At 70.4% G+C, this 14,126-nt stretch carries 7 protein-coding genes; 5 read left to right on the plus strand and 2 right to left on the minus strand.

The window, feature by feature from the left end:
• Positions 1–70: 70 nt before the first annotated feature.
• Positions 71–4,423 carry an amino acid adenylation domain-containing protein gene (locus ACFORO_RS29445; RefSeq protein WP_377872267.1) on the plus strand — a complete coding sequence of 1,451 codons (4,353 nt, stop codon included), beginning with the start codon at positions 71–73 and terminating at the stop codon, positions 4,421–4,423.
• Positions 4,424–4,462: 39 nt separating this feature from the next.
• Here ACFORO_RS29445 and ACFORO_RS29450 read toward each other — a convergent pair whose 3' ends face one another.
• Positions 4,463–4,738: a hypothetical protein gene (locus ACFORO_RS29450; RefSeq protein ID WP_377872268.1), complete on the minus strand. Its 276-nt coding sequence runs from the start codon at positions 4,736–4,738 to the stop codon at positions 4,463–4,465.
• Positions 4,739–6,611: 1,873 nt separating this feature from the next.
• Between ACFORO_RS29450 and ACFORO_RS29455 the strand changes: the two genes are divergently transcribed.
• The 4 genes from ACFORO_RS29455 to ACFORO_RS29470 all read left to right on the plus strand — a co-directional run bounded on the left by ACFORO_RS29455 (position 6,612) and on the right by ACFORO_RS29470 (position 12,528).
• Positions 6,612–7,436 carry a hypothetical protein gene (locus tag ACFORO_RS29455; protein WP_377872269.1) on the plus strand — a complete coding sequence of 275 codons (825 nt, stop codon included), beginning with the start codon at positions 6,612–6,614 and terminating at the stop codon, positions 7,434–7,436.
• 29 nt (positions 7,437–7,465) lie between these two features.
• Positions 7,466–10,531 carry a BTAD domain-containing putative transcriptional regulator gene (locus ACFORO_RS29460; protein WP_377896675.1) on the plus strand — a complete coding sequence of 1,022 codons (3,066 nt, stop codon included), beginning with the start codon at positions 7,466–7,468 and terminating at the stop codon, positions 10,529–10,531.
• A 92-nt stretch (positions 10,532–10,623) separates the two neighbouring features.
• Complete coding sequence (locus ACFORO_RS29465) at positions 10,624–11,838, plus strand: cytochrome P450 (RefSeq protein ID WP_377872275.1); 1,215 nt, start codon at positions 10,624–10,626, stop codon at positions 11,836–11,838.
• Between the two features lie 21 nt (positions 11,839–11,859).
• Positions 11,860–12,528, plus strand: coding sequence for a DUF6461 domain-containing protein (locus tag ACFORO_RS29470; protein WP_377872276.1), 669 nt, complete (start codon positions 11,860–11,862; stop codon positions 12,526–12,528).
• Positions 12,529–12,607: 79 nt separating this feature from the next.
• Here ACFORO_RS29470 and ACFORO_RS29475 read toward each other — a convergent pair whose 3' ends face one another.
• The gene (locus tag ACFORO_RS29475) at positions 12,608–14,059 is read right to left on the minus strand and encodes an amidase (RefSeq protein ID WP_377872277.1); all 1,452 of its coding nucleotides are present in this window, start codon (positions 14,057–14,059) and stop codon (positions 12,608–12,610) included.
• Positions 14,060–14,126: the final 67 nt, after the last annotated feature.

Here is a 14,126-nt window from a genome sequence, read left to right on the forward strand (position 1 = left end):
GCGAACGCCACGCTCGCCGCGTTCCCGCCCCCAGCCCTGTCCCGGGGCCCGCACAGAAGAGGGTGCACTAGTGACCGCCACCGAGGGCTATCCGCTCTCCCCGCAACAACGCCGCCTGTGGGAACTCCAGCGCGGCGGCCCGTCGCGCTATCGCAGCTGGTGTGCGCTCCGGCTGGCGGCGGGCACGACAGCCGGACAGGTCGCCGAGGCACTGTCCGAAGCGGCGGCGCGGCACGAGATTCTCCGCACCGCGTTCCGATGCCCGGCCGAAGCGTCGATCCCGCTGCAGGTCATCTCTGCCATCGCGGACCGCCCGGCGGTGCCCGTGCACGACCTGCGCTCGGTGCCCGCCGGCGCACAGGAAGCGGCCTACGCCGCAGTCAAAACCGCGTTCACCGAGGTTCTCGATGCCGACGCGCTCAGCGCCGCGCTGGTGCTGCTGGCCGACGATGCCCGCCTGCTGCTGCGACTGCCCGCTCTCTGCGCGGACGAGGCATCGATGCGACTGCTCGCACAGGAAGTCAGCGACCGGCTCGCCGGCGCCCGTCCGGAGGCAGAACCGTTGCAGTACGCGGATTTTGCCCCATGGCAGGACGAACTGCTCACCGCGGCCGAGTTCGACCTCGAACGGGAGTACTGGCAACGGCGGCTCGTCGCGGCGGACCTGCCCTTCGCCCGCACGGCCGCGGCGGGCTTCGCACCGGCTGTGTTCTCCGTCGATCTCGACACGTCGCTGGGTGAGGAAAGCGCCGCCGTCGCCCTGGCCAGCTGGCATTTGCTGCTGCGAACACTGACCGGGCAGGAGGAGCTGGCGATCGGCGTCCGGCTGCCGAACCGGGTCGCGGACGAGATGGCCGGTGCGATCGGCCCGTACGAGAAGTACGCGCCGTCGCTCGCCCGGCCGCAGGCAGGCGAAACCGCCGCCGGATTCGTGGCGAAGGTGGCAGGCGAACTGGCCGAAATGGCGGATTGGCAAGGCTATTTCGACCATACCCGGTGGACCGCCGCGCTGGACCGGTCCGCCGCGATCGCGGCGGGCTTCGACTGGAGCCGCGGCGAATCGGGCGTGCTCGAAGAGGCCGAAGCGATCACCGAACGGTTCACCGTCCGGCTGTCCGGTCGCGAATACGACGGACTGATCCGGCTGTCCATCTGGTTCGACTCGTCTGTCGTCGACGCCGCCGACATGCCGGTCCTCGCGGAGCAGTACGTCGCATTCCTGCGCTCGGTCCGCAGCGACGGCGCACAGGCCGCGCTCGCCGTGCACGTGCCGGCGGCCGGGCCGGAGCCGGCCCCCCAGACCGACCCGGTGCCGCCAGCCCAGCCGGTCCACCGCCGGTTCGAGACCCACGCCCGGCACGATCCCGGCGGCATCGCGGTGCGCTGTCTGGACGAATCGGTCACCCGGGCGGACCTCGACGCGCGCGCCGACCGGCTGGCGCGCAGGCTGCTGGCCGCGGGCGCCCGGCCCGATGCGCCGGTCGGGCTGTGCCTGGACCGTACGGTCGACCTGGTCGTCGCGGTGCTGGGCATCCTGAAGAGCGGTGCGGCGTACCTGCCGGTCGACCCGGCCGCGCCGCTGGCCCGCCGGCGCGCCATGCTGGACCAGGCCGGAGCCCGGCTGGTCGTCGCCTCCGCCGAGCAGACCGGTCTCGCCGGTCCGGACCGCACTCTCGTCACCCCGGACGGAGCCGAAGCACCGGCCGTCGCGCTGCCCACCGCCGGGAACGCCGACGACCGGCTCGCATACGTGATCTTCACCTCCGGCTCCACCGGCTTCCCCAAGGGAGTCGCGGTGAGCCACGCCAACCTTGCCGCGTACGTCGACGACGTGACCACGCGTCTTGATCTGCCCGGCGACACGAGCTACGCCATGCTGTCCACGCTGGCCGCCGACCTGGGCAACACCATGCTGTTCGCCGCCCTCAGCACCGGCGGCACGCTGGACCTGCTGCCCGCTGAGCACACCACTGACCCGGCGCGGCTCGTCGCGCATCTGCGCAAGCATCCGGTCGACTGCGCGAAGATCGTGCCTTCGCATCTGCGCGCGCTCCTCGACGCACCCGACGCAGCTGCCGTGCTGCCCGCGCGGTGTCTGGTGCTCGGGGGCGAGGCAGCCGACTGGCCGCTCGTCGCCGAGGTACGTCGTCTCGCCCCGGGCTGCCGCATCCTCAACCACTACGGCCCGACCGAAACAACGGTCGGCGCGCTCACGCACGAGCTGCACCCGGACGATTCGGGCGCGTTCCGCACCGTCCCGCTCGGCACCGCGCTGCCGCACACCCGGGCCGAGATCCTGGACGGCCGGCTCCAGCGGACCCCTGCCTGGGTCTCAGGCGAGATCTGTCTCGGCGGCACCGGGGTGGCCCGCGGCTACCTCGGCCGTCCGGGGCTGACGGCGGACCGCTTTGTGCCCGACCCTTTCGGACCGCCGGGCGCACGCATGTACCGCACCGGCGACCGCGGCCGCCGGCTCGGGTCCGGAATCACCGAATTCCTCGGCCGCGCCGACGATCAGCTGAAACTGCGCGGGTACCGGGTGGAGCCCGCGGAGATCCAGGCCGTGCTGCGCACCCATCCCGCGGTCCGCCAGGCCGTCGTGACACTCCGGGAGGAAGGTTCGGCGCTCGCCGCGTACGTGGTCGCCCCCGGCACCGATCCCGCGCAGCTGCGTGCGCACTGCGCCGAGCACCTGCCCGAGTACATGGTGCCCGCCGCGATACTGGCGATCGAGGCGATTCCGCTGACCGCCAACGGAAAAGTCGACCACCGGGCACTGCCCGCCCCCGGACCCGGCGCGGTCGCCTACCAGCCGCCCCGCACCCCGGCCGAGGAAACGCTGGCCGAGATCTGGCAGCAGGTCCTCCGCGTCCAGCGAGTGGGCCGTGACGACAACTTCTTCGCGCTGGGCGGCGACTCGATCCTGGGCATCCAGGTCATGTCGCGCGCGGCCGAGGCTGGCCTCGCGGTCACTCCGAAACTGCTGTTCCAGCACCCGACGGTCGGCGAACTGGCGGGTGCGTCCACCGCGGTGGACGCCGGCGCGACCGGCGCAGAGCAGGGCCTGGTCACCGGGACGCTGACTCCCACCCCGATCCAGCGCCGTTTCCTCGCGCAGCCGCTGCCCGCCCGCCATCACTACAATCAGGAAGTCCTGGTGGCGCTGAAACAACCGCTCGAACCGGAACCGCTGCGCATCGCACTGCGTGCCCTGATCAACCACCACGACGCTCTGCGCATCCGGCTCCGACGCGACGAACTCGACCTCGCCGGTCCGCTGCCTGCCTCCGCCGATCCGCTCGTCACCGTCCGGATGGCCGGCCTGCCCGCAGCCGATCGGCGCAGTGCGTTCGAGAAGGCCGCCGAGCAAACCCAAAGCTCGCTCGACCTCGCCTCCGGCTGCGTTTTCCGTGCCCTGCTGGCCGATCTCGGCGACGACGGGCACCGGCTGCTGCTGGTCGCGCACCATCTCGGCGTCGACGGAGTCTCCTGGCGGGTCCTGATCGCCGACCTGGTCGCCGCCTATCAGCAAGCGGCAGCCGGAACGGCAGTGCAGCTCCCGCCCAAGACCGCCTCGTACCGAGCCTGGGCTGAGCGGCTCGCCGAAGAAAAAGCCCGGCACACCGCGGAAATCCCGTTCTGGACGGACCTGCTCGCCGGCCGGCCCGCACCGCCGCCGCGGTCCGGCGAGAACACCTATGGCACTTCCGAGACCGTCACCGTGACCGCGGACGAGGTGACCACTCGCGATCTCGTGCGTTCGGCCGGCGCTGCCTCGGTCCCCGCGCTGATCCTGGCCGCACTGGGCCGGACGCTCACCGAGTGGTCCGGCGCGCCGCGGATCGTCGTCGACATCGAAAGCCACGGCCGGGACGCCCTGGCCGACGACCTCGACGTGTCCCGGACCATCGGGTGGTTCACCGCCATCCACCCGGTGGCGCTGGACGCCGGGGCCACCGCACGGTCGGTCAAGCAGGCCCTCGCCGAGATACCCGCCAACGGCGTCGGATACGGCCTGCTGCGCTACGGAACCGACCCGGCCGCCGCGGCGCTGCGGGCCCTGCCGGAACCGTGGGTCAGGCTCAACTACCACGGTCAACTCGTCGCCGACCCGGCCGCCGACGCCCTGTTCGACGCCGCACCCGAGGACCCGGGCCCGTCTGCGGACCCGGCCGGCGTGCGGCCGTACCTGCTGGACCTCACCGCCGTCGTCTCCGCCGGCCGCTTGCGAGTGGACTGGACCTATTGCCCGACTGTGCACGCACCGGACACCGTGCGGGCATGGGCCGAGACGTTCCTGAGCGGCCTGCGCGAGGAGGTCTCGCACGGCGGCGCCGGCTGGACGCCTGCCGATTTCCCGCTGGCCCGGCTGGACCAGGGCGCGCTCGACGCGATCGCCGGCCTGCTGGACGAACTCGGCTGACCGGACGCGGCCGCCGCGGCGGCATCCGCGACCGGACGCTCACGCCGACCGGGGCGAGCCCGCCGGGTCCTCTCCGAATCCGCCAGCCAGCCGGTACACCCGTTCCGGCGCGCCGACTTTCCCGTAGCGGCACGACACCTGCAACGAACCGATCTGCGCCAGGTAGCGCACGTAACGCCGAGCCGTGACCACGCTCATCCCGGTCGAATCCGCGATGTCCGCGGCCGACACCTCGCCGTCGGGCGCGCTGCGCGCCACGTCGATGACGCGATTCACTGTGATCGCCGATATGCCGTTCGGCGGATCGATGCCCATTGTCCCCAGCTCCTCGTCGCTCGCGCCGCGAGGTCGATCGAAGGGCGCCGGCACGTCGTCGCGCCCGGTCGCCGACCATCGATTGGCTGCACGCCACCACATCCCGCGGACCGCCCAGATTCCGCCGGAGCGGGCGCCTGCACCCCCAGACCCCCTGATCGCATACGATCCTACGCCGCGAATATAAACGGCCGTCAACCCTGCAAACGCAGTCTCCCCCGCTCGGAATACGCGAAGCCTCCGCGCGCGAAGCTTGAAAAGCGCGTCTGCCACCGCATTCGCGCAGATCTCGCGACGAGTCCGCGGCGATGGAATTCGGCAACCTCCTTCGCGAATTGCAGAACAAAAGCAAGAAGACGGTAAACTACCCTCGGTAATACCGGCCAGATCGGACATAAGACTACGGGAAGACGGATTGCGCGGCCGTCAGGAATTGCCCGCTTCGTCGCCCGCATCCCTTTCGCGTGGTCGTTTTGCCCGTGCACCGCCCCCATCACCCCTTGTGGTGCTCGTCACAGCCTCACGATAGTTGATCTCTTCCGGTGAACACCGATCGACGCCGCCGGAAACAGCGGAGAACGACACGTCCGATGCGCCGAGCGCGATCAATAGTCCCGGACCTATCGGTCAACCGGATCGGCGATAGGGATGATCCGACAACGCGCTGATGCCGCTTTACGCCGATCGTTCGAAATGGTCATTGCTTCCCCTTCCGGCAAACGGCGCAGCGATAATTCCCGATTAATCCGACCTGCTTCGGCACACCGCCGCCAGGTGCGAACCACCCGGAGCGGACCGGATCGCGGCGATCAGAACAGCGTTGGCAGCTCAGCCGGTTCCGGCATCAGTGCACCGCCCCTCTCGCACCGCTCGGCGGATACGGAAACACCGCGGCCCCCAAACGGCGCCCGTTCGGAGTCCGCGTCCGCAAGGTCACGGTCGAACAGCGTTCTCGCAGATGCACCAGGAAACGGTGGAGCATCCATGCCTCGACCACACTGCGAGACAGGGTCGCGCGAACCGTGGTGTTTCCTTACCGCGTCGCGCCGCCTGGAGCAGGCCCGCTGTCGATCTTCGGCCAGCGAACCGATCCTGTGGTCTGAGTACCGGAGCCGGAGGCTGGCAGGCCTCATCGAAACGTCGGCGAACGAGGGGCCTCAGCTGAAGGCGCCGCCGCGGCGAAGCCATGCATGGGCCTCGCCGTCCGTCGCGGATCTTGCGACCTGCTTGCCGCTCCAGCTCCGGTCCGCGGCGATCAAGCTGTGAACAGGCATCCGTCGATCAGCAACGACGGCAGCGCGGGAGCCGGCGCCAGGCGGATGGGCGTCGTGAACGGATGCTGCTGACGGAAGCCGGGAACAGCGAGGACGGATGCGCCGCGCATGCTTTCGCCCGGCCGCGAAGATCGCGCCGAACGGGTCCATCACCGCGGTGAGCACGTCCAGCGCGTTCCCGCCGCGCCGATCGCGACCGCGGCCAAGTCTTGCTCTCGATCGCCTTCTTCAGCCCCACCGCGTCCTCCAGCAACGAGGCCCCGGCCACCGCTGACGTCTCCTTCACCGGTGCCACCAACGGATTACTCATGCGACGTACAACCCCCGTGCGGCCGGAATCGGCCCCGGCGAACTCCACCGGAAACCCAGTGGCACCGGACAGCTGTCCGCTCGTGGCACCGCGAGTCCCTGCGCGAACGAAGTGCGTTTGTTGCCCGAGCACCGATCCGGCCGTCCCCCGAGGCACCGCCGCCCGGTGCCCGCTGACACCGGCACTGACACGGGTGCACTCCGCCGCGTCTGAGCCGTGACAGCCGCGTGTCTCCCCAGCAGGCGAATGTGGTCACAACGAACCGCCAAGCCAGCCAAGGAGACCGAAAATGTCCACGTTCACCACCCCGAACCCCATCATCGCCGCCCTCACCACCGCCGGCGCCCGCGTCCGGATCACCGCCGCCGAGCGCACCGACACCGTCGTCCGGGTGCGGCCCGTCAACGCGGCGAACCCCACCGACGTGAAGGTCGCCGAGAAGACCAAGGTCGAGTTCGCCGACGGCGTGCTGTCGGTCAAGACCACCAAGTCCGGCAGCCAGACCGGTTCCGTCGAGATCGCGATCGAACTGCCCGCCGGGTCCGCGCTCGTCCTCAACACGGCCTGGACCGAGGTGCGGGCGGACGGCGTCCTCGGCGACTGCGAGGTCAACATCGGCTCGGGCCAGGTTCAGCTCGACCGGGTCGCCGCGCTGCGCGGCAGCCTCGGCGCGGGCGGGCTCGCGGTCGGCCACGTCTCCGGCGCGGCGGTCATCGAGGGCAGCACGGCGGGTCTGCGGATCGGCGAGGCCGACGGCGAGATCCGCTACCAGGGCACGAGCGGCAAGGTCTGGATCGGCCACGCTCGCGCCGACGTCGATCTCGGCGGCTCGAACGGCAGCTTCGACATCGGGACAGCCGACGGCAGCGTCGTCGCCAAGGCGGCCAACTGCCCGATCCGGATCGGGCGGGTCACGCGCGGCCAGGTGGAGCTGTCGAACGCGGCGGGCGGGATCGAGGTCGGCGTCAGCGCGGGCATCGCCGCCGACGTCGACGCGAAGAGCACGAAAGGCCTGGTCCGCAGCACGCTCGGCGAGCCGGGCAGCTCGGGCGCCACGCTCAAGGTCCACGCTCGCACGCGGCTCGACGACATCGTTCTCTATCCCGCTGCCTGACCACCCGATCGGATGGCAGGATCGTGCAAGTGCAGATCAAGATCCTGGGTCCGTTCGAGGTCCGCGACGGCGACGTGGCCGACGTTCCGGGCGCGCGCCTGCGCGGGCTGCTCGTCGCCCTCGCGCTCCGGCCGGGCCAGGTCGTCCCCAAGGCGGCGCTGATCGACTGGATCTGGGGCGAACACCCGCCCGCCGAGGCCGCGAATGCCTTGCAACGCCTGGTTTCCCGGCTGCGCAAGGCATTGCCAGGGGCCGTCGTCGAAGGACTGACGGACGGCTACCGGCTGGCGCTCGATCCGGACGCGGTCGACGCGGTGCGCTTCGAGCGGCTCGTCGCCCAGGCCCGGGCCGACCACGGGCCTGGGCAGCTGCGCGAAGCGCTCAAGTTGTGGCGCGGGCCCGCGATGCAGGACGTCGGCTTGCAGGACAGCGAGGCGTTCGACGCGGCGGCCACCCGGCTCGAGGCCCTGCGCCTGGCGGCCATGGAAGACCGGTTCGAAGCAGAACTCGATCTCGGCCGGGGCGCGGACCTCGTCGCGGAGCTGACTGACCTGGTCGCCGCGAACCCGGTGCGGGAGAAGCTCGTCGCCGCGCTGATGCGGGCGCTCGCCGCCGCGGGCCGCAACACCGAGGCGCTGCAAGCGTTTCAGCGCCTCCGGGAAACGCTGGTCGACGAGCTGGGCGCCGATCCGTCGCCCGAGCTGTCCGCGTTGCACGTCGCGTTGCTGCGAGGCGAGGTGGGACGGCGCGAGGAAAGCCGCAAGACCAACTTGCGCGCCGAGTTCACCAGCTACGTCGGCAAAGAGGCCGATGTAGCCGCCGTCCGAGACATGGTGTCGCGGCATCGGCTCACCACCCTGACCGGTCCCGGCGGCTCGGGAAAGACCCGGCTGGCGACAGAAACCGCCCGCACGGTGGTCGACGGCCTGCACCACGGCGCCTGGCTGGTGGAGCTGGCCGCCATCGGGACCGGCGACGACGTCGCGCAGGCCACGCTGTCCGGGCTCGGCCTGCGCGACGCGCTGCTCGGCGAAGCGTCCTCCGCGGATCCGGTGGACCGGCTGGTCTCCGCGATCCGCGACCGCGAGATGCTGCTGGTGCTGGACAACTGCGAGCACGTCATCGAGTCCGCGGCCGCCCTCGCGCACCGGCTGCTCGGCGAGTGCCGCGGGTTGCGGATCCTCGCGACGAGCCGGGAACCGTTGGGGATCACCGGCGAGGCGTTGTGGCCGGTCGAACCGCTCGCGCGGGCCGAGGCCGTCCAGCTGCTGCGGGACCGGGCGACGACGCGCCGCCAGGACCTCGCCGACGACCGGACGCTGGCTCGCATCTGCACCGCGCTGGACGGGATGCCGCTCGCGATCGAACTGGCCGCGGTCCGGCTCCGGACACTGTCGCCCGAGCAGCTGGCGGACCGGCTCGACGACCGGTTCCGGCTGCTCACCGGCGGCAGCCGCACCGCTCTCCCCCGGCACCGGACGCTGCGCGCGATGGTCGACTGGAGCTGGGAACTGCTCAGCGACGGCGAACGGCTCGTGCTGAGCAGGCTGTCGGTGTTCGCCGGTGGTGCGAGCTTGGAAGCGGCGGAACGGGTTTGCGCGGGCGAGCAGGTCGACGAGTACGAGGTCCTGGACCTGCTCACCGCGCTCAGCGACAAGTCCCTGCTCGTCGCGTTCGGCGAAGGCGAGCCGCGGTACCGGATGCTCGGCACGATCAAGGAGTACAGCGCCGCACGGCTCGCCGAGGCCGGGGAGACGGACCTTGCCCGGCAGGCGCATCTCGCGTACTTCACCGAGCTGGCCGAGACCGCGGAACCCCGCCTGCGCCGCGGCGAGCAGCTGGAGTGGCTCACCCTTCTCAAGGCAGAGCACGACAATCTCGTCTCGGCGATGCGCGGTGCCCTCGCGGCTCGCGACGCCCACGCGTCGATGCGGCTCGCTGCCGCCTGTGGCTGGTACTGGTGGCTCGTGGGCCGCAAGGCCGAGGGCATGGAGCTGATCAGCGCCGCGATCGCGACTCCCGGCGAGGTCCCTGACGGGATCAGGGCCATCGTGTACGCCCTGACCTCGATGTTCGTCACGTCCGGACCCGGCGACATGCCGGAAGCCGCGGAGTGGATCCATCAGGCGTACGAACTCGGCAGGCACGACCGGCATCGCCACGCGGCGCTGCGGCTGGTGGTGCCGCTGGAAATGATGCTGCGCGACATGGACGCGCTCCTGCCGGCCTGGGAGTCGCTGCTGGCCGACGAGGACCCGTGGGTGCGCGCGTTGTCCCGGCTGCACATCGGCAAGCTGCGGATGATGCTCGGCCAGGCCGGCGAATCCTGGTTCGACGAATCGCTGGTCGAGTTCCGGGTGCTCGGCGAACGGTTCGGCATCTCGTTCGCGCAGACCGAACTCGCCGGCTGTGTGGCCATGCGCGGCGAATTCGCGGAGGCCAGCGAACACTTCGACCAGGCGATCGCTGTCGTCACCGAACTGGACGCGCTCGACGACGTCGTCCAGATGCGCATGCGGCAAGCGCGGCTGCACTGGCTCGCGGGCGACAAGGACGCCAGCGCCGCCGCGGTGGCCGAAGCGGAAAGCCTCGCGGAAGGCGTCACCTGGCCCGGAACGCTGGCCTCGCTCGCCTTGGTCCGGGCGGAACTGGCCCGGTGGAACGGCAACGCGCAGGACGCCTTCGACCAGTTCGGCCAGGCGATGAGCCTGCTGGGAGACGAAGCGCGGCAACCGCATCTGCGGGCCGCGACCCACGACCTGCACGCCTGGTTCACCGCCGATCTCGACGAGGCGCGCGAGCACCGTGCCGCCGCCTGCGACGCGGCAGCGGAAACCGGTCGGGCGCCGGTGATCGCGCAGATGGTCGTCGGCGTCGCTGACCTGGCATCGCGACGCGCGCAGTACGACCACGCCGCGCGGCTGCTGGCGGCGAGCGCGCAGGTGCTCGGCCGGAAAGACCTGTCGAACCCGGACGTGCCGCGGATCGAGCAGGAGGCGCGCAGCCACCTCGGCGACGACGCGTTCGACCAGGCCGCGCGGGAGGGCGCGGCGGCCTCGTGGACCGAACTGGTCGTGGCACCGCTCGCGCCCTGACGCGGCGCCCGGCCCGTGTCAGCGCCGTGACCGCCCGGTGTCTGGCCTCTCCGCGATCGTGGTGACATCAAGCCACCACGAGAGGATTTCCGATGAGCCAGCAGCTTTCCCCGGTCCAGGGCCTGCCGATGGACCGCGACGCCGGCCCGTTCGACCCGCCCGCCGCGATCACCGCGCTGCGCGAAACCCGCCCGGTCAGCCCGATGCTGTTCCCGGACGGCCACGAGGGCTGGCTGATCACCGGCTACGACGCGGTCCGGCAGGTCATGTCCGACGCGCGGTTCAGCAACCGCATGGACCTCGGCGTGGTCCACGTGCCGTACGAGACGCCGGGCATGCCGGTCGCCACCGAGCCGTCGCCGCAGATCCCCGGCCTGTTCATCAGCATGGACGCCCCCGACCACACCCGGTTGCGGCGCAAGCTCACCGGCGCGTTCACCGTCAAGCGGATGAAGCAGCTCGAAGACGGCATCATCAAGATCACCGAACAGCAACTGGACGCGGTCGCGCAGCTGGCACCGCCGGTGGACCTCGTGCGGGAGTTCGCGCTTCCGGTGCCGTCGCTGGTGATCTGCGAGCTGCTCGGCGTTCCCTACGCCGACCGCGAGACCTTCCAGGCGAACTCGTCGAAGTTCATGGAACGCGACGTGAACCTCGAAGACAAGATGGCCGCGTTCGGCGCCATGATGGGCTACCTGGGCCAGCTGTGCGCGGACAAGCGCGCCGAGCCTGGCGAGGACATCCTGTCCGATCTGGCGCGCGACGAGGATCTGAGCATCGAAGAGCTGACCGGGATGTCGTTCCTGCTGTTGCTGGCCGGACACGAGACCACTGCGAACATGCTGTCGCTGGGTGCGTTCGCGCTGCTCGAGAACCCCGCGCCGCTGGCCGAACTGCGGGCCGACCCGTCGCTGTTCTCCAACGCGGTGGAAGAACTGATGCGCTACCTGTCGGTGGCGGACATCTTCTACCGCTATGCGACGGAGGACGTCGAGCTCGGCGGGGAGACGATTCCGGCTGGATCGACTGTGGTTGTGTCACTGCTCGCCGCCAACCGCGACCCGGGTCGCTTCGAGAACCCCGATGTGCTTGACGTGCACCGGAAAGTCCGCGGGCAGGTGGCGTTCGGGCACGGGATTCATCAGTGTCTTGGGCAGCAGCTGGCTCGCCTCGAGATGCGGGCTGGGTTCGAGGGGCTGTTCCGCCGCTTCCCGGACTTGCGGCTCGCGGTTCCGGCTGGGGAGGTGTCGTTGCGGACGAATATGAACATTTACGGGGTGCACGAGCTTCCGGTTACTTGGGGCTGATTGCCTGCTGAGGAGTTGACGATGAACGAGACGTCACCGGTCGACGCGCGATACCGCCTCGATCCCGACTGGACGTGGCTCGCCACCCCGGCCGGTGTCGTCCTCGACGGCGGAGCCCTGACCTTCGTGCGCGGCATGGCTCCGGCCGAGGTGTTCCGCACGTTCGACCTCGACCCTGACTCGGCACGCGTCATGACCGCGGCGCAAGCGCTCGCCGACCCGGTGTTGAGCACGGCCGGGTTCTTCGAGGGACCGCAATGGATTCGCGTCGCCGAGTCCGGCGAGTGGGCCGTAGTCGTGGAGTACATCCAGCAGAAAACCCACGTCGACGGCATCGCTGGTGACCTCGCCCGGAACACCGACGTCGTCTTCATCGCGGCGAACGAAGACGACCCGGCGGTGGTCAGCTATCTCTCGCACGGCGACCTGGTCTTCACCTTCACCTGCGGGGGCGGGTACGACTCCCGCGGCGGCACGCACCCGCACCTGTTCGACGACGAGATGATCGATTCCGGCCTCATCGACTTCGCGTCGGACGCGACGATCGCCGACAGCTCGATCGCGCTGATGGCGATTCTGGGAAGGCACCTCGGACTCACGGTCACTCCGGAGACGGTCACTGGTCCGCTTCCCACGGCCTACCGCAGGGACCGCTACGCACCCCTTCGGCCTGGCGGCAAGCTCCGTTGAGCATCCCGAACTCGCGGCCCGGAAGCGGACCGTCGGTGTTCGCCTCGAACCCCTCGTCTTCGAGGCGAACACCGATCCCCTACTTCGGAGCCTGGAACCCGCCGATCCGCTCCTCCAGCAGTTCGGCCAGTTTCAGCGGCGTCCGGTCCTCGAACATCGGCCCGATCACCTGCACCCCGACCGGCAGTCCTTCGGCGGACAGGCCCGCTGGCATCGCGGTGGCGGGCAGACCGGGCATGGTGGCCACACCCGCCCAGACGAGCTGGTCGAAGAACGGGTATTCGACGCCGTCGATGTCGAGGCGGCAGGCCAGCAGGTCGGGATTGTGGTCGTGCGGGAACGCAGGCGTCGGCGTCACCGGGCACACCACGGCGTCGAACTCGGCGAACAATTGCCGCCAGGCGTGGCGGTGCAGTTCTCGGCGGTTGTTGACTTCCAGCCAATCGCGGTGGGTGAGCACCATTCCGCGCAGCCGTGAGGCGTCGAGGGAATGGTCGTCGGCGCTCAGTCCGGCGGCGCGGGCCTGCAACTGCTCGTACGCGTCGACGGGGAAGCGTGCGACGGAGCCGGAGAACAGGAGCTGCGTGTAGAGGGTCGCGGCTTCGGTCAGGTCGGGCAGCAGCGAACTGTGGCGTTCGACGCGGGCGCCGCCGTCGGCAAGTGCGGCGGCTACCCGGTTGACGCCCGCTCGCACGGCGGACCCGGTCGGGATGAGCGGATGGTCTTCGAGGATCAGGACCCGGAAGTCGTTCAGGCGCGAGTGCCGTGCGGGCGGCAGGGCCAGCTCGTGTGCCACGCCGTACGTGAGCGGGTCCGGTCCGGCCATGACGTCCAGCAGGAGCGCGAGGTCGCGGGCGGTGCGCGCCATGGGGCCGACGACGGCGAGGTCCAGGTCGACCGGCAGCGCTGGCCCGGGCGGTGCGACCATCCCGCGGTTCGCTACCAGTCCGAGGGATGGCTTGTGTCCGTATACGCCGCAGAAATGCGCGGGGGTGCGCAGCGAGCCGCCGATGTCGGAGCCGATCGACAACGCGCCGAAGCCCGCCGCGAGGGCCGCTGACGATCCTCCGGAGGAGCCGCCGGGGGTGCGGTCGTGGTTCCACGGGTTGTTGGTGGTGCCGTATACCGGGTTGGAACTCTGCAGACCTTGCAGCCCCAGGGGCACGTTGGTCTTGCCGAGGATTACCGCGCCAGCCGCTTTGAGGCGCGACACCTGGACCGCGTCTTCGGCGGGCATGAAGTCCCGGTGCTCCGGGATGCCCCAGGTCGTGGGCAGGCCGACGACGTTGTAGCACTCCTTCACGGTCACCGGAATCCCGAGCAGCGGCCGGTCCTCGCCGCGGGCGCGCGCCTGGTCGGCGTCGCGGGCGGCGGCGCGCGCACGGTCGAAGTCCGGCACGCAGATCGCGTTGAGCGCCTTGTCTTCCCGCTCGATGCGGGCGATTGCCTCGTCGGTCAGCTCCGCCGACGTCACTCCGCCAGCACGCAAAGCAGCCGCGAGTTCTTCGGCCGAGTGAAAGTTCTGCTCCATGAATTTGACCGTAACGGGTACCTGGGGAAGCCATAAAATATGAATTCGCACAACGGGGCGAAGATGG

The sequence above is a fragment of the Amycolatopsis halotolerans genome (assembly GCF_042647905.1).
In the GTDB taxonomy this organism is placed as follows: Bacteria; Actinomycetota; Actinomycetes; order Mycobacteriales; family Pseudonocardiaceae; genus Amycolatopsis; species Amycolatopsis halotolerans.